The following is a 22,808-nucleotide window of genomic DNA, read 5'->3' as shown; positions in this document are numbered from 1 at the left end:
AGCCCTTGGGAGCCGTGATGCCCGATCCGGACGGTGGTGACAGCATCGGTGATGAGGAGGCACCAGCCATGACGGACACGGCTGCGCAGGTGCACGCGCTGCTCACCGACGGCACGACCATGCGGATACGGCAGGCAGGGCCGGACGACCGGGACGAGGTGCTGCGCCTGTACGAGGAGATGTCGCCCGAGAATCTGCGGTTGCGCTTCTTCGCGGCGAGCCGGCGCTCGGCGGAGAAGGCTGCCGCTCGGGTGGCCGACCAGCCCCGGCGCGGCTAGCGGGCGATGGCGGCCGAGAGCGCCGACCGGATCGTCGGGCTCGCCGAGTACGAGGCGACGCCAGGCACCACGACCGCTGGGATCGCGCTCGCGGTTGCGGAGGGACACCACCACAAGGGACGCCGCCAACCCCGTCGACGCGACCGCCACCGTCGACGGCGCGTCGCTGCGCGCCTGCGTGGCACCCACACCGCGGCCCGGGACACATGGCCGCGAACGGTCGCACTGGTCCTCCTCGATCAGGCCGAGCCCGCCCGCCTGCCACACCGGCGCAGGCGGCAACTTGCCCGCGTATGCCGACGCAGGACGCGGCCCGTGCGCTGGCCCACGCAGCGGCCCGAAGCTGCTGGCTCGCCCGGCGGCGTCACCGCCTCGGACGTGCGTGTCCGGCTGCTGCCGCGGCACACCCACGGCCCGTACCTGCGCCGGCTGCGCTGAGTGCGCCCGCTGTCCGGACGAGAGCACGGCCTGCGGTATCGCTCCGCTTCACTCCGCCCCCCGGCGACGGCTCCCGGTCAGTCCGGCTCCATGTAGGAGCGGCGGAAGACCGGGGCTTGTCCGGTGCCCCACGGGCGTACGGCCGCCAGAGCCCGGACGACCGCGGACTCCAGGGGGCCGCTGGTGTCGATCGTGACGGCCTCCGACCAGGGCGGCTCCGTGGCCGCCATGGCCCTGGCCACGTCGAGGCCGGCGTCGGACGGTCCGGGTGCGCGGGTGCTCAGACGGGACGCCGACACATCGTCCGGAACCTGACAGTGCAGCGCCACCAGGTCGGCGCCGACGCGTTCGGCCATGTGCTGGGCGGCTTCTCGCCTGCCCGCATCGGACCACGTCGCGTCCAGGACGACGGACTCGCCGCAGGCCAGCAGCGCAGAGGCACGGTCAAGGAGGGCCGCGTAGGTCTTCGCGGTCCACTCCGCCGTGTACAGGCCTTCGCCGTAGGCAGCGGCCGCGGACTCCTCCGCCGGGATGCCGGCCAGCTCCTTGCGGAGGCGGTCGCTGCTGAGCAGCGTGACACCCAGACGGTCGGCGAGCGCGCCGGACAGCGTCGACTTGCCGCTGCCCGGCAGGCCGCCGACGAGCGTCAGACCGACGGCGGAGGTGCGCAGATGGCGCAGCGCCGTTGTGACCAGGCGCCGTGACGCGGCCTCGGCGCCGGCCGCCCCCTGGCGTGCCTGGATGAGGGACACCTTGGCGCGGACGAAGGCACGGTAGGCCACGTAGTGGTGCCACAGGGACGGGGGCGCGGGATCGCCGGAGTACTCGCTGTACTGGGCGAGGAAGTACGCCGCGGCTTCCGGGGCGCCGAGCTGTTCCAGGTCCATGGCGAGGAAGGCGGCGTCGTCCAGGCCGTCGACGTAGCGCAGGTGGTCGTCGAACTCGAGGCAGTCCAGGATGCGGGGGCCGTCGTCGAGGCAGAAGATGTCGTCGGCGAGCAGGTCGCCATGTCCGTCGACCATGCGTCCCTGCTCGATGCGCGTGTCGAACAGCTGCTTGCGCCCGGCGAGGTAGCGGCGCACCAGACGCTCGGCCTCTTCCACGCCGTCGGGCACCGGGCTGCCGCCGGCCAGCTCACGCACATGCGCGAAGCTCGCTGCCCAGCGCGACAGCAGTGCGTCCCTGGTGCCTTGTTCGTCCACCTCCCGGCTGCGGGGTGCGTCCGCGTGCCGGGTGGCGAGGCGCCGGGCGACGGCCCTGAGGGCGTCATCGACGGTCGCTCCTTCCCGCACCAGCCGGGAGAGCCGGCGTTCCGCCGGCATGCGGCGCATCACGACGAGTGGTTCGGGCGCCTCGGCCTGCGGGCTGCGGAGTTCCCCGACGCCCAGGTAGACGTCCGGGGCGAAGCGCCGGTTGAGCTCGACCTCACGCTCGCACGCGGCGCGCCGCGCCTGCACGGTGGTGTAGTCCAGGAACTTCAGATCGAGCGGCTTCTTGAGTTTGTAGGCGCAGTCACCGACGAAGAACACGATCGCCGTGTGGGTCTCGCACACCTCCGCGCGCGGGAGTGGTGGAGTGTCATGGCCGGTGGCGGACCGGAGCGCGGACGCGTCGGCTTGATGGACCGGCACCGTCGCATCCCCGACGTTGCCCAGCCCGGTCATGTTCGGCTCAGTCATGGGGGACGACGGCGACGGGGCAGCGCGCGTGGTGGACGGAGGCTTCGGCCACGGCGCCCAGACGTGGTGCCAAGGGGGGTCGGTGCCTGCGCCGGCCGACGACCAGCAGCCCCGCGCTCTCGGATTCCCCTACGACGGCCTTCGCGGCGCTGTCGAGCCGGACCGCGTCGACCACCTCCACCCCGGGGAACCTCTCGCGCCAGGGCTGGAGGGTGTTCCCCAGCCGCTGCTGCGCCTCCCGCGTGATCTCGTCGGTGACGTCGTGGTCCACACCCCAGGGCGTGTACGCGTACAGCGGAACGCTTCGGCCGTGGACGGCGCGAAGAGGCACGCCGCGGGCCGCGGCGCAGGTGAAGGCGAAGCCGAGCAGGTCGTCGCACGGGCCGTGGAGTTTCAGAGCCACCACTACGGCACCTGCCGTACCGCGAGCCGGTGGTGGCCCTCCGGCGCGCCTTTCGGCCCGTACCAGGACCACCGGCCGCTCGGACCGGGTCAGGACGGGCATGCTGACGTCGCCCAGGAAGTAGCTCTCCACGGGCGTCAGGCCTCGCGAACCGAGGACGACCATCTCGGACTCGGACGCCGCTTGCAGCAGCGCGTCCTGAGCGTCCTCGGCGACCAGGTTGCCGACCACGGAGAGACCAGGGTGTCGTGCCTGGAGCTCGGCCCGTGCGTTGTGCACGATCCGCTTCGCCCAGTAGTTCTGATCGATCTCCGCGGGGCCGCGGGGCGGTTCCGGCGCAAGCAGAGGCCATGCATGCAGCAGGCGCAGCGTGAACCTGCGCCGCTCGGCTTCCTCGGCGGCCCAGCGGGCGGCGGCCAGACTCTCGGCTGAACCGTCGAGCCCCACGGTGATCACTGGCTCCATGGCGCCTGCCTCCGTCTCGTAAGAAGCTGGAATGACGGTGAACGAGTCCGCCAGTCCGGACTGCGCCGGCACTCCGAGCACACCTTCTTGTCATTCGAGGAGTACCTCAGAGCTTCCAGCGGCGCATGCGGACCGAGCCGTGGCGGGGCTTGAACGAGCATGCAGTCAGGTCCCCGGGGCGGAGGTGAGGGCAGTGGCGATTCCCCTGGTGGTCGGCTTCGACGGGTCGGAGGCGAGTCTGGAGGCGGTGGACTGGGCCGCCGAGGAGGCAGTCCGGCACGACGTGCCGCTCCACCTCGTGCACGCGGCCGCGCCGGACCACGACACCGCCGGTCGGATCGCCGCTGCCATGGACCGGGCCAGGAAGAATGCTCCCCCGGTGCGGCTGTCGAGCGAGGTGCTGCACGAGGACCCGGCGTCCGCTCTGCTCGGCAAGGGGCGCAACGCCTTCGCCCTGGTCCTCGGGTCCAGAGGGCTCGGAGAGCTCGACGGACTGCTCCTCGGGTCGGTCGGTCTCGCTGTGGCGGCGCGCGCCGATTGCCCCGTCGTCGTGGTGCGCGGGGCTGCCGAGCACCGGGACGGCCGTTTCGGAACTGTCGTCGTCGGTGTCGAGGACGGGGACGGAAGCGGCACGGCACTGCAGTTCGCGCTGCGTGAAGCCCACGTGCGGCGCGGCCGGCTGGTCGCGGTGCATGCCTGGAGTGTCCCGTTCGGAGTCCTCTCCGAGCCGCCGCCCCCGTCCGGCTACGCCACCGAGGCCCACTGCCGCCCCCCTGCACAGGTGCTCGACGACGCGCTGCGCGGTCGCGCCGAGCGGTACCCGGACGTCCCGGTGAGCCGTCAGACGGTCGAAGGACCGGCACGCCAGGCGCTGCTGGCAGCCGCGGCGGACGCCGACCTGCTCGTCGTCGGCGCCGGCAGGCGGCGCGGGCACCTGGGGCTGCAACTGGGCCTCGTCAACCACGCGGTACTGCATCACGCGCCCTGTCCGATCGCGGTCGTTCCGCAGAGGTGACCGTTCACCTCGCGGGATCCCGCCCCGCCCGGACCCGGCCCGCCCCGCCCGGACCCGGCCCGCCCCGCCCGGACCCGGCCCGCCCCGCCCGGACCCGGCCCGCCCCGCCCGGCCCCGGCCCGCCCCGCCCGGACCCGGCCCGCCCCGCCCGGCCCCGGCCCGCCCCGCCCGGACCCGGCCGGACCCGGCCCGGCCGTGGTCCGGGCGGTCGCCCGCGAGGGCCGTTCGGCCCAGTGACCGGTCTCTGCCGCCGTTCGATCGTGGTGGGGGAAGTGACCAGCGACAGCCGGAGGTCAGGGGCCATGAGTGCACAGGGCTCGCCGTACGCATCCGGTCCCCGTCCGCCGCACCAGCAGCATCCGGCACAGGACGCAAACCGGCTGAGGCGTAGGTCCGACAGGATCGAGTCCTGGTTCCGCCGCCTCCTGATGCTCGTCCTTGCCCTGGGACTGCCGGCGGCCTCGGTCAGCGCGGGGCTGGCGGCGTACGAGTCCTCGATGCGCACAGCGGAGGCCCAGTCGGCGGAACGGCACGCGATCACCGCCCGCGTGGTTTCGGACACCGAGGGGGACGGAGCACAGGGTGGTGCAAAAGACGTCTGGCGATGGGCGCAGGTGCGATGGACCGCCACGGACGGCAAGGAGAGGACCGGTACTGCGCGGGTGGAGCCGGGCGCCACCGAGGGCGCGACCGTGCGAGTCTGGCTCGGCCCCGGGGGAACCCTCAGCAGGCCGCCGATGACCCAGGACAACGCCACGGCCACCGGCTGGCTGGTGGGCGGCATGACGGCGGTCGCGGTGACAGCGGGTGTCTTCACCGCCAGGGCGGGCATGCGCCTCGTGCTGGACCGCAGCAGGGCCGCACAGTGGGAGGCCGAGTGGGACCTGGTGGAGCCCTCCTGGTCCGGGCGCTTCCGCCGGTGACAGGCCGGTGTGTGCTGCTCCAGAGGAGGAGAGAGCGATGTCCGAGGCGACGACCACCGACCTGTACGAGGTGACGATGGCGATGTCGTACCTGCGGGAGCGGATGACCGGCCCGGCAACCTTCAGCCTCTTCGTCCGCAACCTGCCTCCTCACCGCGGCTTCCTCGTCGCCGCGGGCCTGGAGTCGTCACTGGACTTCCTCTCGGGATTCCGGGTCGGCCCCGAGGACATCGACGCTTTCACCACGGCGCTGCAGCGGCCGCGCCGCGATCTGGAGCCGCTGCTCGGACTCGAGTTCACCGGCCAGGTGCGGGCGGTGCCGGAAGGGCGGATCGTCCTCGCGGGCGAACCCCTGCTGGAGGTGACCGCGCCGCTTCCCCAGGCGCAGTTGGCCGAGACGTACGTGCTCAATCAGCTCAGCCACCAGACCGCGATCGCCTCGAAGGCGGCGAGATGCCTGCTCGCCGCGGCGGGACATCCGATCGTGGACTTCTCCCTGCGGCGGACCCATGGCCCGCAGGCCGGATTCCAGGCGGCCCGGCTGAGCGCGATGGTGGGCTTCGCCGGGACGAGCAATGTCGCCGCGGCCGCCGCCGAAGGCGTGCCCGCGGTCGGCACGATGGCCCACTCGTTCATCGAGGCTTTCGCGACGGAAGAGGAGGCCTTCCGTGCCTTCGCACGCTCCCATCCCGGCCCGGTGACGCTGCTGGTGGACACCTACGACACCGAAACCGGCGTCCGCATCGCGGCGCGCGTACTGCGGGACCTGGAACGGGGGCCCGGCTCGGCGGTCCGGCTCGACAGCGGTGACCCGGGAGCCCTGGCAGTACGGGCGCGCGCCATCCTCGACGCGGCCGGCCTGCCGGACGTACAGGTCGTCGCCAGTGGCAGTCTCGACGAGTACGCCGTGGACGAACTCGTGCGCTCCGGAGCACCGATCGACATCTACGCCGTCGGGCCCCGGGTCGGGGTCTCGGCCGACGCCCCGTACCTGGACTCCGCCTACAAGATGGTGGAATACGACGGCCGCCCGGTGATGAAGCTCTCCTCGGCGAAGGTCACGGCACCCGGCCGAAGCAGGTGTTCCGTCGCGCCGGGTACGCCGACGTGATCGCACTCGCCGGCGAGCAGCCGCCCGACGATGTGTCGAAGCCGTTGCTGGAGACGGTGATGCAGAACGGGCGGCGCACCTCCGCGAGGCCCACGCTCGCGGAGTGCCGGGCGAGATTCGCTGCCGACCTGGCCGAACTGCCGTCGGCAGCTCGGCTGATCCGATCGCCGGTCGCGCCTCGGGCGACGGTCTCCGAGCGGCTGAGCACACTCGCAGACCGGGTCCGGCGTCGTATCGAGGAGGAGACGCAGGTCCCTGCGATGCGGTCCTAGACCCGTGACGCAACGGCGGTCTCGGCGTCGGTCCGCCGCTGCGCACCCCCTGCCCGCCGACTCACGTGCCTGCAGCGGAACTCCGGGCGTCGTCGTTCCGGTACGCGATGTGCGTCGAGACCGAGACCACACCGTCCACGCTCCGGCACAGCCGCTCGATGATGGGGATCAGGCTCCTGAACTCGACGGAGCCGTCCAGGGAGACCTGGCCCTCGCGCACAACGACTGTCACATCCGACGGAGCGAGGCCCAACGTCTGCCGCAGCACATCCCGGTTGATCTCCTCGCGGATGGCGTCGTCACGACGTAGGAAGATCCGCAGCAGGTCGCTGCGGCTGACGATGCCCTGCAGCTTGTCCGTCTCGTCCACGACGGGCAGCCGCTTGACGCCGTGGACCTCCATGAGGCGGGCTGCTTCGACCACGGTCCACTCCGGGTGTGCGCACACGGCCGGAGCCGACATGAGCTCTTCGGCACTGGCCCCTTCGGCCTTGGCCCGTTCCCACGCCTCCAGGTGCGGGATCGGCGTGCGGCCCGAGGGGTCGGCCTGGTCCGCCGACTTGCGCAGCAGGTCGGCCTCGGAGACCACGCCCATGGGGCGGTCCAGTTCGTCGACCACGGGTACGGCGGTGACGTCGTTGTCCGCCAACAGCTTGACGATCTCCTTGAACGGCAGGTCACGCCGCGCCCGGACGACCTGTCGGGTCATGAGTTCTGCGACCGTTCGGTGGTGCATGGCGCGTTTCCCTTCGAGGCCCCCTGACAGGCGGTCGTGGTGATGTCGCAAGCGTGTCGGGAGCAGCCCGCCCGCGCATGAGCAGCTCAGGCCCGCCCTGGGGCCGCTCGACCCGAGCCACCGGTCCGAGACCGGTCCGGCCAGCCCTCGGACGGGGCTTCCCGGCCCGTGCGGCGGCACTCCGTGCGTGGCACGTTGGGTACAGCAACATTCTGAGGAAAGGGCGGCGATCATGCGAGCTCACCTCGGCGACCAGCTCGTCATCGAAAGCCAGAAGACCGGCGCCACCAGGCGCGACGGCGAGATCGTCGGACTCCACCATGCGGATGGCACACCCCCCTACGACGTGCGCTGGTCGGACACGGACGAGGTGACGCTGGTGTTCCCCGGGCCCGACGCGCATATCCGTCACCTGGAGCACGAGCCCGCGACACCCCGCGAGCCCGCGACACCCCGCGAGCCTGCGGCACCCCGCGAGCCTGCGGGTACGGAGCGGGCGGGCACGGCACCCGACGGGACGGACCGGGCGCCCAATCCCGGCGACATCGGCCGGCGAGTTGCCGCCGAGCGCGAGCGGCAGGGGCTCACCCGGGCCACCGTGGCCGCCCGCGCCGCGATGGCGCCCGAGTACCTGGCGTACCTCGAGGAACATCCGGCTGATCCGAGCCTCGGGACTCTCACCCGGCTGGCCGGCGCGCTGGGAACGAGCGTCGAAGCCCTGCGCGGCGGCGGCATCGATCTGCCGCCCGGCCAGGGCCAGGCCCTCCTCCACCCCCGGCTGCGGGAGCTCGACCCGGACGAATGCCGGGCCCGGCTCTCCACCCACGGCGTGGGCCGCCTCGCGGTGACGACACCCGACGGCCCTGCCGTCGTCCCGGTCAACTATGTGGTCATCGACGACGCGATCGCTTTCAGGACCGCGCCCGATTCAGCGCCCGCAGCGGCCGCGGGTACGGACGTCGCCTTCGAGGTCGACCAACTGGACGAGGCCACGAGCGAGGGCTGGAGCGTTCTCGTCGTCGGCCCTGCCCGGCTTGTCACGGAGCCCGACGCGGTACGGCAGCTGGACGATGGCGCCTACACCAGGCCATGGGCGGGTGGCGAGCGCGAGACGTGGGTGTCGATCCAGCCCCAGCGCCTCACCGGTCGGCGTATCAGTCCGGCCGAGCAGTGAGCGGCGACGGGCTGCCGCTTCCGTGAAGGGACGCTCGTGAAGGGACGCCCTGGTGATCCGACAAGAACCTTCCGAAGAGCGCGTCGCAGCCCTGGTCCACGACGCTGCTGCGGCGCCGTCGATGCACAACGCGCAGCCGTGGCGCTTCCGCTACTTCCGGGGGAGCCGCACCTTCCACCTCCGCGCCGATTTCGACCGTGTCATCCCGCACTCCGACCCCGACGCCCGCGCCCTGCACCTCGGCTGCGGCGCCGCCCTGCTCAATCTGCGGGTCGCCGTGGTCCACGAGGGCTGGTTCCCCGCAGTCCGGCTGCTCCCCGACCCTGCGGACCCGGCGCTGCTGGCGACGGTGCAGCTGAGCGTTGCCGCGGGCGGCGAGAGCGACCTCGCCGCGCTGTATCCGGCGATCCACCGCCGGCACAGCAGCCGCTTCCCGTTCGAGGAAACGGAGGTTCCCGAGGCCCTGCGGACAGCCCTCGGCGCGGCCGCCGGTCGCGAAGGGGCCACGCTGAGCTTCCCCGGCCCATGGCACAAGGAGGAGGTGCTGGAACTCGTCGAGGAGGCCGAGCGGCGCGACCTCACCGACCATGGCAGTGACGAGGATCTGGCGCAGTGGACTCGTATCGGTGGGCCGTCGGTGAACACGGCTCCCGACGGGATCCCGGACTATGCCTTCGGGCCGCGCAAACGCGGCGGCAAGGCACCCATGCGTGACTTCGCCGGGAGCCGGCAGGTCCCCGGCCGCGGCGCCGCCGACTTCGAACGGTCCCCCCAGCTGGCGCTCCTCAGCACGGTGGACGACCGTCCGGAGGACTGGCTGCGTGCCGGCCAGGCCATGGAACGCGTCCTGCTGCTGGCCACTCTCACGGGCCTGTCCAGCTCCTTCGCCACCCAGGCGATCGAGTGGACCGACCTTCGCTGGCCCCTGAGGGAACCGTTGTCGGGAACGGGCTACACCCAGATGATCGTGCGACTCGGATACGGACCGGCAGGCCCCGGCACGCCCCGCCGTCCGGTGCCGGAAGTGCTCGACATCCGGCCGTGACCGGCCCGGGGCGCGGAGAACCCGTCACAGCTCACCGCGTTCCTCCCGTCACGTCCCACCGCGTTCCTCCGACCCGGTCCGCGCGGAGGACTCGCCTGTGAGAAGGGGCTCGACGTCCACCACACCCTCCACGGCGCGGACAAGGCGGGCAGCGACCGAAATGAGGGAGGTGTCGCGGATCTGCCCGCGGAGGGTGACGACCCCGTCGTGCACGTTCACGTGGATGGCGTGGCTGAAGGCGGGGAAGAGGTAGGCGATGACCGTGCGGCGGACCTCCTCCTCGATCTCCTCGTCCGGACGCAGGAAGACCTTGAGCAGATCGGCGCGGCTGACGATGCCCTGCAGCATGCCCTCGTCATCGACCACGGGGAGCCGTTTGACGTGCCTGACGGCCATGATCCGCGCGGCCTGTGCCAGGGTGACGTCAGGGTGCACCGTGACGGCGGGGCTGCTCATGAGCTCCTGCGCGGTCACCGCCCCCGCCTTGGCCACGTCGGCCAGACGCTGTCGCTCGTCGTAGAGGCTCATGGGCCTGTCGTGGAACTCCTCCTTGGGCAGCAGGTCGGCCTCGGAAACGACACCGATGACGCGCCCTTCACCCTCGAGGACCGGCAGGGCACTCACCTTCCACTGCTCCATGGTGCGGACGATCTCCTTGAAGGGCGCGACGCGCCCGACGGCCACGACCGTCTGGGTCATCACATCGCTCACGATGTGCGGGGTCTCAGGCACGTCAGACCTCCTCGGTCACGGGGACCTCTCCACATGCATTCCCCTGCGCCCGGCGTGGTCGCCTGCCAGGGCGGGGGGTGATGTCCGCTGGGACGATGTCTGCTGGGCGGGCCGCGAGTCGGAGTCGTCGTAGCGGAAGGTCAGCTTGTCCACGACGGCGACCACACCGTCCACCTCCTGCGCCAGCCGGACCACGACCTGGATGCTGCTGAACCGCTCCAGCTGTCCTTCAAGAGTGACCACACCGTCGATCACATGCACCTGGACCGCGTCCGGGGACAGCCACAGGGTTTGTTCCAGGATCTCGTCGACGACCTCCCGGCGGATGTCGGGGTCCGGACGCAGGAAGACCTGAAGCAGGTCGCGGCGGGTGACGATACCCACAAGGCGGTCGTCCTCGTCGACCACGGGCAGCCGCTCGACACGCTGCTCGGCCATCCTGCGGGCGGCCGCGGCGATGGTGCTGTCGGCCTGGACGGTGATCGCGGGGTGCGACATCAGCTCACGCGCCCGCATCGCCTGCGCCGTGGCGTCCGCGCTGCTGCGAACGGGTTCCGTCTCCGCACCGACCCCGGCCTGCCGCAGCACGAGGTCGCTCTCGGAGATCACACCGAGCACCTTGTCGTCGGTGTCGACCACCGGCAGACCGCTGATGCCGTGCACGGCGAGCAGCTTGGCGACCTCCTTGAACGAGGTCTTCGGAATCACCGAGACCACATTGTCCACCATCAGGCTGCCGATCTTGCTGTGCTTCATCGCGGGCTTCCTTTCGAAGGCGGTCCGCTCTGGCCACGTGCTTCTGCTTTCTGCTTCAGCTTCCGGCGACAAGACGCCGGGGCTCCAGGGCCTTATGGGGCACGAAGGCGGGCTGACCGGCCGTACGACTCCACCGGCGCGTCAAACCGGCCGGGCGACCCGGCCGGAAGGGCCCCGGGGCCGATCGCCGGTGCTGCGTGTCGCGGTTGCCCCGGGGCGGTGCGACGGTATTCACAGGGGCGCTCGCGGGCGCTGGAGAGGAAGGCGGTGGGGACGATGGAACTCCCGCTGGTCGTGGGTGTCGACGGATCGGATTCCAGCCTGGATGCGGTCGACTGGGCGGTCGACGAAGCGGCACGCCACGGGGTGCCCCTGCGCCTGGTCCATGGCTCCTTGTGGGAGCGCTACGAGGGCAGCCGCCCGTCCGTCAGCACCGCTCGCCCCGCCGGAGAGGTCATGGCGGAGCACATCGTCGCGTCCGGCGCGGAACGCGCCCGGCTGCGCAATCCGGAGGTGAAGGTGTCGGGCGAGGTGCTGGCCGACGACGCCGTCTCCGCGCTGCTGCAGTCAGGACACGAGGCTTTCGCCCTCGTCACGGGTGCCCGTGGCCGTGGCGAGCTCGCCGGACTGCTGCTGGGCTCGGTGAGCGTCGCAGTGGCCGGCCGCGCCGTGTGCCCGGTCGTCGTGGTCCGTGGCTCGGAGCGCAGCCGGCAGGGAGCCGTCGGGCGGGTGGTGGTCGGGGTCGGCGACTCGACGGAGAGCTCGGACGCAGTACGGTTCGCATTCCGCGAGGCGAAGGCACGCGGCTGTGTCCTGGAGGCCGTGCGGGCCTGGCGCTGCCCGGCCCATGAGCACGCGGACGACCCCCTCCTCGCCGTTGATCCCGCCCACGCACACGGGGAACGGGCCTCCGCGGGCCTCGACGACGCGCTGCGCGAGGCCGCAGGCGATCACCCCGGGGCCGACGCGGTCCGCCGGCCGGTGGAAGGCCCCGCCCAGCAGGTCCTCCTGGACGCGTCGGCAGACGCCGACCTGCTGGTCGTCGGCGCCCTGAGGCGGCACGGCCCAATGGGTCTGCAACTCGGCAGGGTCGCCCACACCCTCCTGCACCACTCCCGGTGCCCGATCGCTGTCGTCCCTCAGCGGGACTGAGCCCCGGCGCGTGGATCGCGCCCCGTGCAATCTCATGGGGGCGGAGGGGTGAGAACGACGGATGCCGGAGTGGAATGGACCTGGGAGTACGAGGGCTACGACCCGGGAGCCGAGCGCCTGCGTGAATCGCTGTGCACGCTCGGCAACGGTTACTTCGCCACCCGCGGGGCTGTTCCCGAGAGCAGAGCCGGTCTGGTGCACTACCCAGGGACCTACGCGGCCGGATGCTACAACCGCCTTGAGTCGACCGTCGCGGGCCGGCAGGTGGCGAACGAGGACATGGTCAACCTCCCGAACTGGCTGCCGCTGCGGTTCCGGCTGCGCCGTACGGAAGGATCGGCAGGCTCGTGGTTCTCCCCGGACACCTGTGCCTTCCTCGGCCATCGGCACACGCTGGACCTGCGGCGGGGCACGCTCACACGCACCTTCCGCTACCAGGACGGCGAGGCCGGCGTGTTGAGTGTGGAACAGACCCGCGCGGTACACATGGCGGACCCCCACCTCGCCGTGCTGCGGACCGTCTTCACCGCCGAGGACCGGTCGGGACAGATCGAGGTCGAGTCCGCGATCGACGGCGACATCGTCAACGGCAATGTGCACCGCTACCGGTCTCTCGACCGAAACCACCTGGTCAACGTACAGACCGGCGTGGAGGAGTCCGACACCGTGTGGCTGCACTGCCGCACCAGCAGCTCCGACATGGGTATCGCCATGGCGGCCCGCACGGTCGTCACCGGACAGCCGCCTGCTTCGTCGCGGCTTCATCCCGCTCGGCAACGGGCCGTCCGGCGACTGGTGATCCCCGTCGCTCCGGGCCGCCCCGTCGTTGTGGACAAGACCGTGGCGCTGCACACCTCACGCGATGCGGCGATCAGCGACCCGCTGGGGGCAGCGGTCGACCGGGTGTCCGCAGCCGCGGACTTCCCTGCTCTGCTGGACTCCCACGTCACCGCGTGGGCGCAGTTGTGGCGGCACGCGGACGTCCAGGTGCCCGGCCAGGCCGGTCGCGTGCTGCGCCTGCATCTGTTCCATGTCCTGCAGACCCTGTCGCCGCACACCGCGGAACTCGATGTGGGCGTTCCGGCGCGAGGGCTGCACGGTGAGGCCTACCGCGGGCATGTCTTCTGGGACGAGCTGTTCGTGCTCCCGTATCTGAACCTGCACTTCCCGGAGGTCTCACGGGCCTTGCTCAACTACCGCCACCGGCGCCTCCCGCAGGCGTGCCGCTCAGCCCGGGCGGTGGGCCGGGCCGGGGCGATGTACCCGTGGCAGAGCGGCAGCGACGGCCGTGAGGAGGCCCAGCACCTGCATCTCAACCCCCGTTCGGGCCGCTGGTTGCCTGACCACTCCCGGCTTCAGCACCACGTCGGCTCGGCGATCGCGTACAACGTGTGGCAGTACTGCGAGGCCAGCGGCGACACCGAGTTCCTGCACACCAAAGGTGCGGAGATGCTGCTGCAGATAGCCCGGTTCTGGGCGGACACCGCGGTTCTCGACCCCGCGTCGGGCCGTTTCCGTATCCGCGGAGTGGTGGGTCCCGACGAATACCACGACAGCTACCCGGGCGCCGTGCAACCCGGCCTGGACGACAACGCGTACACCAACGTCACTGCCGCCTGGGTCCTCAGCCGTGCTCTGGATCTCCTGCGGCGCCTGCCGGCCTGGCGCCGGCAGGAACTGTCCGAGCGGGTGCAGCTGGACGCCGGCGAACTCCCGAAGTGGGAAGAGGTGTCCCGGCGGCTGCGGGTGCCCTACCACCAAGGCGTCGTCAGCCAGTTCGACGGCTACGGCGACCTCGCCGAGCTCGACTGGGACGCCTACCGGGAGCGGTACGACAGCATCCGCCGCCTCGACCGGATCCTCGAGGCCGAAGGCGACACGGTCAACCGCTACCAGGCCTCCAAGCAGGCCGACGTCCTGATGCTCGGCTACCTCTTCTCGCCCGCGGAACTGCAGCAGCTCTTCCACCGTCTCGGGTACGAGCTGGACGACGAGGTCTGGCGCAGGACCGTCGACTACTACCTCCGGCGCACCAGCCACGGCTCCACCCTCAGCGGTCTCGTCCACGGATGGGTCCTCGCTCGGGTCCGACGGGCCGAGGCATGGACGTACTGCCAGGAGGCCCTGGAGGCGGATGTCGCCGACATCCAGGGCGGCACGACCGGCGAAGGTATCCACCTCGGCGCCATGGCCGGGACCCTGGACCTGGTCCAGCGGGGCCTCACCGGGCTGGAGACCCGCGAGGACGCCCTGTGGCTGGACCCGGTGCCGCTTCCGGCGCTGTCCGAGTACGGATTCTCACTGCGCTACCGCGGGCACTGGGGTGTCGGCGTGCGCCTGCAGAGCGGACAGCTACGGATCGGTGTACCCGACTCCGAGGAGTCACCGATCCGTGTGGTGCTCGCTGACCGGGCCGTCACCATCGCACCGGGGGAGACGTGCACGCTCGTGCTGCCGACAGGTTGACTCTCCGTGATGACGGCAGATCACCGGCCCAAGAACCCGGTCACCCGGGCCTCCACGAACCCGAAGTGCGCTCCCCGGCGGGGGCTGCTTACGTGGAGGTATCGCGGTCCCGTGGCCGGTCGGGCAGCCGTCGGCGGCACGTTCACACGAACGCCGTCCACCGAGGAGGAATCACGATGACGTTCATGGGAGTTCGCATGGCGGAGGCCGCTGTCGCGGCGGCAGTCGCACTTCCGCTCGCGCTCGGTATATCTGCCCCGCAGAGCTACGCAATGGAGCCGACTCCCGGTCCGACGGGGACGTTCGGCCCCGACTGCTCGGAACTGCCCGAGAGCGGAGAAGGCAGCGCCGCCGCCATGGCCGAGCAGAAGGTGGCGGACGCCGCGGCAGGAAGCCGGCAGCTGACACAGCTGTCATCGGCGTTGGCGAAGGCCAGGCTGGACAACACCCTCAACCAATCCGACGACATCACCCTCTTCGCGCCCACCAACCACGCCTTCAACAGTTTGTCCGAGACACAACGCGACTCACTGCTGAACGACCCGGAGCAGCTGAAGAAGGTACTGACCTACCACGTGGTGGACGAGAACATCACCCCGAGCCTGCTGCCCGACGGCTCGTTCAAGACGCTCGAGGGCGCCGAGCTCACCACCTCCGGTTCGGGTACCTCGTACAAGGTCAATGACTCCGCGAACATCGTCTGCGGCAACATCACCACCGCCAACGCCACCGTCTACTTCATCGACGCGCTCCTCACCCCGCCCGCCTGACGGTCCCCGCGGGGACGCAGCTCCGGTGAGGCAGTGACTCAGGGCAGGCGCGGCCGAGGGCATGGTGAGCACGTGGACGAACTCCGAAGTGCGCCACCCGGAGCGGCAGGTCTGTCGTCGGACGAGGCCGCGCGGCGGCTTGAGCTCCACGGGCCCAACAAGGTGCCGGAGGAGCCGCGGACCCCCGTGCGGCGGCGGGTGCTGCAGCAGCTGCGCGATCCGCTGATCCTGGTGCTTCTCGCGGCCGCCGTGCTGACGATCGCCACCGGCGACCTCACCGATGCCGCCGTCATCCTGCTCGTGATCACCGTGAACACGGTGGTCGGTGTCGTGCAGGAGGTACGGGCGGAGGCAGCGGTCACCGCACTGTCCGCCCTGAGCGCCCCCGCTGCGAGAGTGGTGCGGGACGGCGCGGAGCGCTCCGTCCCGGCTGCCGAGGTGGTGCCCGGTGATCTGGTCCTGGTGGGCGAGGGCGACATCGTTCCCGCGGACGGGGACATACAGGCCGCGGCGTCGCTGATGGTGGACGAGTCCTCGCTGACGGGCGAGTCCGTTCCGGTGGAGAAGGCCGACGGCGGTGACACGTCGCCCTGCGCGGTGTCGGCGGGCACGGTCGTCGTCCGTGGCCGAGGCCGCGTCGTGGTCACCGCCACCGGAGCCGGCAGCGCGCTCGGCCGGATCGCTGCCCTCATGGGTGCGGCGCCCGGTCCGACTCCGCTGCAGCACCGGCTGGCGAGGTTCGGCCGGATGCTGGCGGCGGTCATCGTGGTGCTGTGTGCGGTGGTCCTCGCTCTCGGGCTGGTGCGCGGACAGCCCGTGGAGCTGATGATCGTGGCGGCGATCAGCCTGGCTGTCGCCGCTGTTCCGGAATCCCTTCCCGCCGTCGTGACGCTTGCCCTCGCGCTGGGCGCCCGGCGGATGGCAGAGCGGCAGGCCATCGTCCGCAGACTGCCCGGGGTGGAGACGCTGGGCTCCGTCACCGTGATCGCCACCGACAAGACCGGCACTCTGACCGAGGGCCGGATGGCCGCTGAACGGCTGTGGACGCCGCACGGAGAGGCCACCGTCCTGGGCACCGGCTACGAACCCGAAGGCAGGGTCCTACGCGACGGCGAGACGGTCACCCCGGGGGATGCCCCCGACCTGGCGGCGCTGCTGGAAGGCGCGATGCTGTGCAACGACGCAGCGCTGGAGCCCCCGTCGGACCGTTCCGCGGAATGGCGCGCACTGGGCGATCCCACCGAGGCCGCCCTGCTGGCGGCCGGGGCCCGTCTCGGGCTGGACCGGCGGGTGCTGGACGGAGAGATGGCGCGAGTCGAGGAGGTTCCCTTCGACAGCGGCCGCAAGCGCATGACGACCGTGCACCGTCGACCCGAGGGGGGACTGAGGGTCGTGTGCAAGGGGGCGCCGGAATCGGTGCTCCGGCCGGAAACTCTGGCCGACGGCGCGGAGCTGCTCGGGCGGGCGGCGGCTCAGGCGGAGGTGCTCGCACGCAGCGGGTACCGAGTGCTCGCCGTCGCCTCGGCAGACCTCGGGGACCCGGCGGAACGGCCGAGGACCTGGGAGTCGGGCCTGTCCCTCCTCGGCCTCGTCGGCATCCTGGACCCGCCCCGGAGCGCGTCCCAGGCGACCATCGCCGCCTGCAAACGGGCCGGCATCGTCCCCGTACTCATCACCGGTGACCACCCCCTGACGGCACGGGCCGTGGCCGGCCGCCTGGGCATCACGTCGCGGGACGAAGAACTCACCACCGGTGAGCGGATCCGGGAGGGCACCGCGGGCGATCTGACGGGCGTACGCGTCTACGCCCGGACCACCCCCGAGCAGAAACTGGACATCGTCCAGGCCTGGCGTGGAGCGGGGCACGTGGTCGCGATGACCGGGGACGGCGTCAACGACGGGCCGGCCCTGCGTCAGGCCGACATCGGCGTCGCGATGGGGGAGCGCGGCACCGAGGTGGCACGCCAGGCGGCCGATCTCGTACTCGCCGACGACAACCCGGCGACGATCGTGTCGGCCGTCGAGGAGGGACGCCGTGTCTACGCCAATGTGCGCCGCTTCCTGCTCTACGGGCTCGCCGGGGGCACCGCGGAGATCCTGGTCATGCTTCTCGGTCCCTTCCTGGGGATGCCGCTGCCGCTGCTTCCCGCGCAGATCCTGTGGATCAACCTGCTCACGCACGGCCTGCCGGGTGTCGCTCTCGGCGCGGAACCCGTCGCACCGGGCACGATGCGGCACCCGCCCCGGCCCCCCGAGGAAAGCGTGCTCGGCGCCGGCCTGTGGCCCCGGATCCTGCTGATGGGTGCCTTCGTCGCAGCGGTGACCCTCGTCGCCGGGGTCTGGGCGCGGGAGACCGGCCGCCCCTGGCAGACCATGATGTTCCTGGTCCTCGGCGCCACGCAGCTCGGTGTCGCACTCGGATCCCGCGCCCGCCCGGGAAGCCTGGCCAACCCGTTCCTCCTGGTGGCCGTCGGCACGGCACTGTGCCTCCAGGTGGCAGGCGTCTACCTGCCTCCCCTGCAGGCCCTGTTGGGCACCGAGCCACTTCCCCTCACCGACCTTGCGATCGCGGCAGCGGTGTCAGGTCTCGGCCACGTCGTCATGCGTCTCCAGGCGTGGCTGCTACCGGAACGTCCACCTCGCGCGGCGGTGACATCGAGAACTGGGGGACGTTGAACGTCCGGTCACCAGGGCCCCGGCCGGTGGGCGGCGAGCCGTCTGCGTGCCTCGGAGTACGTGTCCGCGTCGATCTCTCCGGAGGCGAAACGGCGGTCGAGGATCTCCTCAGGCGTCTCCCCCGGTGCTTTCCGGGGCGCTGAGGTCCCGTGGCGACCGGCCGAGTGCTGCGTCAGCCGCACCACCACCCACGCCACCAAGCCGATCAACGCGATCCAGAGCAGGGGCATCAGCGTCATCCAGGCCCAGCCACCATTCCAGTACATGATGTGACTCACCTCCCGGGGCTCTTCCACTCTCCCCACACAACGGGACGCACGCCAGGGCCGATCGGCCTGGCTCCCCGGGCTGCTCGGGCCCTACGAGTCCACTCGGCGGCCGCTCGGCACCTGGCCGGCCACCGCAAGGGGACGCCGGCTCTTCGCCGGCATGCGTGGCGGACGTGAAGAACCCACACTGGCCTGAAGGAGTACCGGTCGGGGCGGGTCCGGCTCCATGGGCTCTCCCGGCGCAGATCCTTGACCCGAAGGAGACGGCCATGACCACTGCACGGGAGATCATGCACCTCGGTGCCACCTGCATCCAGGAGAACGAGACACTGGCGGACGCGGCGCGCCGGATGAGTGAGCTGGACGTCGGAGCCCTGCCGATCTGCGGGCCGGACGACCGGCTTCATGGGATCATCACCGACCGCGACATCGTGGTGAAGTGTCTCGCCAAGGGCAAGGACCCGAAGACCATGACCGCCGGCATGCTTGAGCAGGGCAAGCCGGTGACCATCGACGCCGAGGCCGACACGGACCAGGTCCTGCGGGCCATGGAGGAACACAAGATCCGGCGGCTGCCGGTCATAGAGAACCACCGTCTGGTGGGCATGATCAGCGAGGCGGATCTCGCACGTCGCCTCCCGGAGAAGCAGGTGGGCCACTTCATCGAGGCCGTCTGCGCGGCGAAGTGAACACTCCTGGGGGCGAAGCGGTGTTGCTCGGAGAGACGGCACTTCCGGTACGTCCCGACGGCGACTGTCCGGTCCCGCACGTGACTGTCCGGTCCCGCGCCGCAGTCCCGCGGCACTTCACCCGGTGCGGGCGACGAGGAATCGACGCTGTCGGACAGGGGGGCGGTGACCACGTGCCACGCTGAGCAGGCCGCCGACAGCGCACGGCCCGTCGACGACCCGTCCGCGAAGCCGACGAAGGCCACATGTAGCGGGAAGATCACGCCGAAGTCGGTCTCCACACCCTGGTCGCCGAGATTGGTGACCGTGGTGGTGGCGTCGGAGACCTCGGATCCGCGCAGCCGGTGACGGTGAAGATGCCCTGGAGGCGCCGCACCGCGGGGCGGGACCCTAGGAGTCGGGTGGATCGCGCAGTACCGTCCAGGCGACCGGTCCGAGTACGTCGGCGAGGCGCTGGAAGACGTCAAGGAAGAGGTCGTCGATGGTCAGGAGTCCGGCGACGTGCCCGTTCTCGTCCATGACAGGCAGTCTGCGCACGCCCGATCTACGGAAAGCCCGGTAGGCGGTCTGGATGTCGTCGGTGGATCTGAACGTGACCACGGAGGGAGTCATCAGCTGCGAGACGGGAGTGTCCGGGCCGACGTCGACGGCCAGGCACCGCACCACCAGGTCGCGGTCGGTGACGATGCCGCGCAGGTCGTCGTTGTCGACGATCAGCAGGCAGCCGACCGATTCCCGGAGCATGGTGCGAGCGGCGTGGGCCGCAGAGGTATCCGGGGGCACCGTCACCACCGGCGACATCATGTACTCGGATGCCTTCACGGCACAGTCCCTTCCGTGTTGGAGCACGGAGCGTCGTCGCGGCAGCGGCGCCCATGAGGGCAAGAATCCGGCATGGGCCGGTGCGGCCGCGCCCGACACGCGAGAGCAGAGAAACGCGGGCCCCACGGCGAGGCGGCTGACATGCCGCGGTCCGGTCCGGATCTCACGGCGTCGTCTGCGGGCGTACCACCAGGACCGGGCAGGGCGCGTGGTGGACGCAGTGCTGAGCGGTGGAGCCGAGGAGCATCCCGACGAACGCGCCGTGCCCGCGACTGCCGACAACAAGGAGGTCCGCGTGGTGCGCGGCAGCGAGAAGCACCGGGGCAGGATGCCCCTCCTCGACCCGGGCCTCCACGGACAGCCGGGGAGTCGGGCCCAGTACCGCCGTGATCGCGGAATCGAGAGTCTCGCGAGCGGCCGCCGCGAAGTCCATGTCCGCATAGTCGGGCAGATCCCCGTAGCTCGGCGGCAGCCGCCACGCAGTGACCACCCGCAGTACGGCGCCGGTGAGTTCGGCATGCCGAGCCGCCCACCTCAACGCCTCGATGCTCACCTCGGATCCGTCCACGCCGACCACGACCAGCGGCTGGTCCTCGGTCACCATCCCCTACCTCCGCGCTGTCCTGAGCGAACGTCGTCCGAGCCACGGGCCCGCTCGCGCACATCCGGTGCCGACGGGCAGTACCCGGGCCGCCGCAGGGGGCTGGAGTCATCGGCCTGGCGCTGTCCGGGCGAACTGCACCGGTGCTTGGCGATGCCCCGGCCCGCCGCTGCGGGGGACAGCATGCAGCCTCGGCATGGTCGATCTCGCGGTGCCGCGCCGGACTTTCGGCCCCATGGCGCCTAACCGCACCCTTGACCGCGACAAGTGCGTCGCTGCGCCACATGTCCGCGTCCGTCATCGACCATGGACAGAGGGCGGACGGCCTCCCTCGGCAACGAGGTCGCGCAACGGGCCGGTACGGCGTCCGCGCGGAGGGGCCGCCACGGTGATGTCGTCAGGGGAAGAAGGCACGCCAATGAAGCCGCCCGTCGATGCAGCGGTCATCGGGATCGGCAACGAGTTCCGGCGGGACGACGGGGTCGGGTGGGCTGTCGTCGCACTGCTGAGGGATCGAGTGCGGCAGCGGCCGCTGCCCTCGGGCACCGTTCTCGTACAGTCCGACGGAGACCCTGGCCGGCTGATCGAATGGTGGGAGGACGCCCGCCTCGCGATCGTGGTCGACGCCTGCTTCCCCCCCTCGCCACACCCGGGGCGGGCGCACCGGTGGTGCTCAGTCCCGGACGGCACCCTGCGTTCGGCCGATCCGGGCAGGAACAGCACGCATGGGCTCGGCCTCGCGGAGGCGTTGTGCCTCGGCGACGCGCTCGGACGCCGCCCCCGGCGACTCGTCGTGTACGCGATCGAGGGGGCGGACCGTTCGCTGGGCGTGGGGCTCAGTCCGGCGGTGGCGTGCGCCGTGCCGCGACTGGCCCGGCGGATCGAGATGGAGCTCGCGCAGCACAGCGCGGCGTCTGCGGGCATTTGGCCGACCGAGTGAGCGTCAGCGGCGCGCCCAGCGGGACACGCCGTACCGGCTGCAGGGCTCGGAGCACACCTGGCTGACATGCTGTCAGGGTTCGATTGCGCACCGCACGGCAGCCGTGTGGAGGTGGACTGCGGCGGATGGTTCGGTCCTCCCGGCCGAGGCGTGTGGAGACCGAGGGACAGACCATGACCGACGCTCCGGATATTGGAGAGGCCCTCGGCCGGCAGGCCGGTGCAGTGCTCGACCGCGACGGCCTGGAGACGCTCGTACAGGTCCTGAAGCGCCGCGGCCGCACGGTGGTCGGCCCGACGGTGCGTGACGGAGCGATCGTTCTCGACGAGCTGGATTCCGCTCATGCGCTGCCCTACGGGTGGGGGGTCGAGCTGGAGGCGGGGCAGTACCGGGTGCGCCCGCGGGAGGACGGGGCCGCCTTCGCCCACAGCGCGGGGCCCCAGTCGTGGAAGTCGTTCCTGCACCCCGAGCGGGTCCGGCAGTGGACCGCGGACCGCCGCCCGGACGGAGCGATCGCCGTGCGCGAGGAGCGGCCGCAGAGCGTCTCCTTCGCCTTCCTCGGTGTGAGGCCCTGCGATCTGCGGGCCATCCAGATCCTGGACCGCGTCATGTCCGGTGGCCGGTACCGGGATCCCGCCTATCTCTCCCGGCGGACGGGTGCCTTCCTGATCGCGGTCGAGTGCACCGAGCCGGGTGCCACGTGTTTCTGCGTCTCCATGGGCACCGGGCCTGCCGTGGACGCCGGGTACGACCTCGCCCTCACCGAGGTCGTGGACGCCGACGGCCACCGCTTCCTGTGTCGGAGCGGGAGCGAGGAGGGCGCGGCGGTACTCGCGGAACTACCGCGCCGCAGCGCCGACGGCCCGACCCGCACCGCCGCAGCCCGAGCCGTGAGTGAGGCCGCCGACCGCATGGGCCGGTCCATGCCGCCGGTGGACCTGCGCACACTGATGCGGGACAACCTGGAGGCGGAACGCTGGGACGACGTCACGGCCCGGTGCCTGAGCTGCGGAAACTGCACCATGGTCTGCCCCACCTGCTTCTGCACCACCACAGAGGACGTCACCGATCTGACCGGCGACCACGCCGAACGCTGGCGTCGCTGGGACTCCTGCTACGACCTGGACTTCTCGCTCCTCCAAGGCGGCCCGGTCCGGGCCACCCCGCGCAGCCGGTACCGCCAGTGGCTCTCCCACAAGCTGGGCACATGGCACGACCAGTTCGACAGCTCGGGCTGCGTCGGCTGCGGCCGGTGCATCGTCTGGTGCCCCACCGGCATCGACCTCACCGAAGAAGCCCACGCCCTGCACCAGGAGGCGACGCAGCAGGAGGTCGCACCGTGAACGCGGGGGACGGTCCCGGTCATCCGGGAGGTCGCGCCCGGCAACCGCAGTCG

At 71.4% G+C, this 22,808-nt stretch carries 21 protein-coding genes and 1 pseudogene; 14 read left to right on the top strand and 8 right to left on the bottom strand.

Annotated elements, in window-relative coordinates; translation table 11 throughout:
• Positions 1–68: 68 nt before the first annotated feature.
• Both KK483_RS03835 and KK483_RS03830 read left to right on the top strand, forming a co-directional pair.
• Positions 69–278: a hypothetical protein gene (locus KK483_RS03835; RefSeq protein ID WP_262003712.1), complete on the top strand. Its 210-nt coding sequence runs from the start codon at positions 69–71 to the stop codon at positions 276–278.
• Between the two features lie 315 nt (positions 279–593).
• Positions 594–716, top strand: coding sequence for a hypothetical protein (locus KK483_RS03830; RefSeq protein WP_262003710.1), 123 nt, complete (start codon positions 594–596; stop codon positions 714–716).
• 77 nt (positions 717–793) lie between these two features.
• Here KK483_RS03830 and KK483_RS03825 read toward each other — a convergent pair whose 3' ends face one another.
• On the bottom strand, positions 794–2,269 hold the full coding sequence (locus KK483_RS03825) for a bifunctional aminoglycoside phosphotransferase/ATP-binding protein (RefSeq protein WP_262009333.1): 1,476 nt from the start codon (positions 2,267–2,269) through the stop codon (positions 794–796).
• A 118-nt stretch (positions 2,270–2,387) separates the two neighbouring features.
• On the bottom strand, positions 2,388–3,263 hold the full coding sequence (locus KK483_RS03820) for a universal stress protein (protein WP_262003709.1): 876 nt from the start codon (positions 3,261–3,263) through the stop codon (positions 2,388–2,390).
• 193 nt (positions 3,264–3,456) lie between these two features.
• Between KK483_RS03820 and KK483_RS03815 the strand changes: the two genes are divergently transcribed.
• From KK483_RS03815 to KK483_RS03805, 3 genes and pseudogenes are all read left to right on the top strand, one after another.
• The gene (locus KK483_RS03815; RefSeq protein ID WP_262003708.1) at positions 3,457–4,278 is read left to right on the top strand and encodes a universal stress protein; all 822 of its coding nucleotides are present in this window, start codon (positions 3,457–3,459) and stop codon (positions 4,276–4,278) included.
• A gap of 302 nt (positions 4,279–4,580) precedes the next feature.
• Positions 4,581–5,201 carry a hypothetical protein gene (locus KK483_RS03810; RefSeq protein ID WP_262003707.1) on the top strand — a complete coding sequence of 207 codons (621 nt, stop codon included), beginning with the start codon at positions 4,581–4,583 and terminating at the stop codon, positions 5,199–5,201.
• Positions 5,202–5,238: 37 nt separating this feature from the next.
• Positions 5,239–6,584 (top strand): annotated as a pseudogene (locus KK483_RS03805) (nicotinate phosphoribosyltransferase).
• Between the two features lie 61 nt (positions 6,585–6,645).
• Here KK483_RS03805 and KK483_RS03800 read toward each other — a convergent pair.
• The gene (locus KK483_RS03800; RefSeq protein WP_262003706.1) at positions 6,646–7,320 is read right to left on the bottom strand and encodes a CBS domain-containing protein; all 675 of its coding nucleotides are present in this window, start codon (positions 7,318–7,320) and stop codon (positions 6,646–6,648) included.
• 232 nt (positions 7,321–7,552) lie between these two features.
• On the opposite strand from KK483_RS03800, the gene KK483_RS03795 reads away from it, so the two are divergent.
• Both KK483_RS03795 and KK483_RS03790 read left to right on the top strand, forming a co-directional pair.
• Entirely contained in the window at positions 7,553–8,494 is a 942-nt protein-coding gene (locus tag KK483_RS03795; RefSeq protein ID WP_262003705.1) for a pyridoxamine 5'-phosphate oxidase family protein, read from the top strand.
• Between the two features lie 52 nt (positions 8,495–8,546).
• Positions 8,547–9,539, top strand: coding sequence for an Acg family FMN-binding oxidoreductase (locus KK483_RS03790; RefSeq protein WP_262003704.1), 993 nt, complete (start codon positions 8,547–8,549; stop codon positions 9,537–9,539).
• Positions 9,540–9,587: 48 nt separating this feature from the next.
• Here the strand turns inward: KK483_RS03790 and KK483_RS03785 are convergent, their stop codons facing one another.
• Complete coding sequence (locus KK483_RS03785) at positions 9,588–10,271, bottom strand: CBS domain-containing protein (RefSeq protein WP_262003703.1); 684 nt, start codon at positions 10,269–10,271, stop codon at positions 9,588–9,590.
• 15 nt (positions 10,272–10,286) lie between these two features.
• Positions 10,287–11,027 carry a CBS domain-containing protein gene (locus tag KK483_RS03780; protein WP_262003702.1) on the bottom strand — a complete coding sequence of 247 codons (741 nt, stop codon included), beginning with the start codon at positions 11,025–11,027 and terminating at the stop codon, positions 10,287–10,289.
• Between the two features lie 276 nt (positions 11,028–11,303).
• Here KK483_RS03780 and KK483_RS03775 point away from each other — a divergent pair, with 276 nt between their 5' ends.
• The 4 genes from KK483_RS03775 (at position 11,304) to KK483_RS03760 (ending at position 18,091) form a co-directional block, all read left to right on the top strand.
• Positions 11,304–12,179, top strand: a complete 876-nt coding sequence (locus KK483_RS03775; protein WP_262003701.1) for a universal stress protein — start codon at positions 11,304–11,306, stop codon at positions 12,177–12,179.
• Positions 12,180–12,248: 69 nt separating this feature from the next.
• Positions 12,249–14,645 carry a glycoside hydrolase family 65 protein gene (locus KK483_RS03770; RefSeq protein ID WP_399013228.1) on the top strand — a complete coding sequence of 799 codons (2,397 nt, stop codon included), beginning with the start codon at positions 12,249–12,251 and terminating at the stop codon, positions 14,643–14,645.
• A gap of 176 nt (positions 14,646–14,821) precedes the next feature.
• A complete protein-coding gene (locus tag KK483_RS03765; RefSeq protein ID WP_262003699.1) occupies positions 14,822–15,415 on the top strand; it encodes a fasciclin domain-containing protein in 594 nt (197 codons plus the stop codon).
• Between the two features lie 72 nt (positions 15,416–15,487).
• Positions 15,488–18,091, top strand: a complete 2,604-nt coding sequence (locus KK483_RS03760) for a cation-transporting P-type ATPase (RefSeq protein WP_262003698.1) — start codon at positions 15,488–15,490, stop codon at positions 18,089–18,091.
• A gap of 8 nt (positions 18,092–18,099) precedes the next feature.
• Here KK483_RS03760 and KK483_RS03755 read toward each other — a convergent pair whose 3' ends face one another.
• Complete coding sequence (locus KK483_RS03755; RefSeq protein ID WP_262003697.1) at positions 18,100–18,357, bottom strand: SHOCT domain-containing protein; 258 nt, start codon at positions 18,355–18,357, stop codon at positions 18,100–18,102.
• Positions 18,358–18,629: 272 nt separating this feature from the next.
• Here KK483_RS03755 and KK483_RS03750 point away from each other — a divergent pair, with 272 nt between their 5' ends.
• Positions 18,630–19,049 (top strand): CBS domain-containing protein, encoded by a 420-nt coding sequence (locus tag KK483_RS03750; RefSeq protein ID WP_262003696.1) that lies wholly within the window; start codon positions 18,630–18,632, stop codon positions 19,047–19,049.
• Between the two features lie 390 nt (positions 19,050–19,439).
• Here the strand turns inward: KK483_RS03750 and KK483_RS03745 are convergent, their stop codons facing one another.
• On the bottom strand, positions 19,440–19,871 hold the full coding sequence (locus tag KK483_RS03745) for a CBS domain-containing protein (protein ID WP_262003695.1): 432 nt from the start codon (positions 19,869–19,871) through the stop codon (positions 19,440–19,442).
• A gap of 163 nt (positions 19,872–20,034) precedes the next feature.
• Positions 20,035–20,475: a universal stress protein gene (locus KK483_RS03740; protein WP_262003694.1), complete on the bottom strand. Its 441-nt coding sequence runs from the start codon at positions 20,473–20,475 to the stop codon at positions 20,035–20,037.
• Positions 20,476–20,890: 415 nt separating this feature from the next.
• Between KK483_RS03740 and KK483_RS03735 the strand changes: the two genes are divergently transcribed.
• Entirely contained in the window at positions 20,891–21,412 is a 522-nt protein-coding gene (locus KK483_RS03735) for a hydrogenase maturation protease (RefSeq protein ID WP_262003693.1), read from the top strand.
• 173 nt (positions 21,413–21,585) lie between these two features.
• Positions 21,586–22,755, top strand: a complete 1,170-nt coding sequence (locus KK483_RS03730) for a 4Fe-4S dicluster domain-containing protein (protein WP_262003692.1) — start codon at positions 21,586–21,588, stop codon at positions 22,753–22,755.
• Positions 22,756–22,808 lie beyond the last annotated feature (53 nt).

Source organism: Streptomyces sp. FIT100 (assembly GCF_024584805.1).
GTDB lineage: Bacteria > Actinomycetota > Actinomycetes > Streptomycetales > Streptomycetaceae > Streptomyces.
The sequence above is the reverse complement of the archived record's forward strand: the minus strand, read 5'-3'. Positions and strand labels throughout refer to the sequence as shown.

Bases quoted from the DNA above. Each gene is read 5' to 3' on its own strand.
- KK483_RS03740 (WP_262003694.1), bottom strand. From the start codon at position 20,475: ATGGTGACCGAGGACCAGCCGCTGGTCGTGGTCGGCGTGGACGGATCC.
- KK483_RS03780 (WP_262003702.1), bottom strand. From the start codon at position 11,027: ATGAAGCACAGCAAGATCGGCAGCCTGATGGTGGACAATGTGGTCTCG.
- KK483_RS03820 (WP_262003709.1), bottom strand. From the start codon at position 3,263: ATGGAGCCAGTGATCACCGTGGGGCTCGACGGTTCAGCCGAGAGTCTG.
- KK483_RS03810 (WP_262003707.1), top strand. From the start codon at position 4,581: ATGAGTGCACAGGGCTCGCCGTACGCATCCGGTCCCCGTCCGCCGCAC.
- KK483_RS03755 (WP_262003697.1), bottom strand. From the start codon at position 18,357: ATGTACTGGAATGGTGGCTGGGCCTGGATGACGCTGATGCCCCTGCTC.
- KK483_RS03730 (WP_262003692.1), top strand. From the start codon at position 21,586: ATGACCGACGCTCCGGATATTGGAGAGGCCCTCGGCCGGCAGGCCGGT.
- KK483_RS03775 (WP_262003701.1), top strand. From the start codon at position 11,304: ATGGAACTCCCGCTGGTCGTGGGTGTCGACGGATCGGATTCCAGCCTG.
- KK483_RS03800 (WP_262003706.1), bottom strand. From the start codon at position 7,320: ATGCACCACCGAACGGTCGCAGAACTCATGACCCGACAGGTCGTCCGG.
- KK483_RS03750 (WP_262003696.1), top strand. From the start codon at position 18,630: ATGACCACTGCACGGGAGATCATGCACCTCGGTGCCACCTGCATCCAG.
- KK483_RS03795 (WP_262003705.1), top strand. From the start codon at position 7,553: ATGCGAGCTCACCTCGGCGACCAGCTCGTCATCGAAAGCCAGAAGACC.
- KK483_RS03735 (WP_262003693.1), top strand. From the start codon at position 20,891: ATGAAGCCGCCCGTCGATGCAGCGGTCATCGGGATCGGCAACGAGTTC.
- KK483_RS03765 (WP_262003699.1), top strand. From the start codon at position 14,822: ATGACGTTCATGGGAGTTCGCATGGCGGAGGCCGCTGTCGCGGCGGCA.
- KK483_RS03835 (WP_262003712.1), top strand. From the start codon at position 69: ATGACGGACACGGCTGCGCAGGTGCACGCGCTGCTCACCGACGGCACG.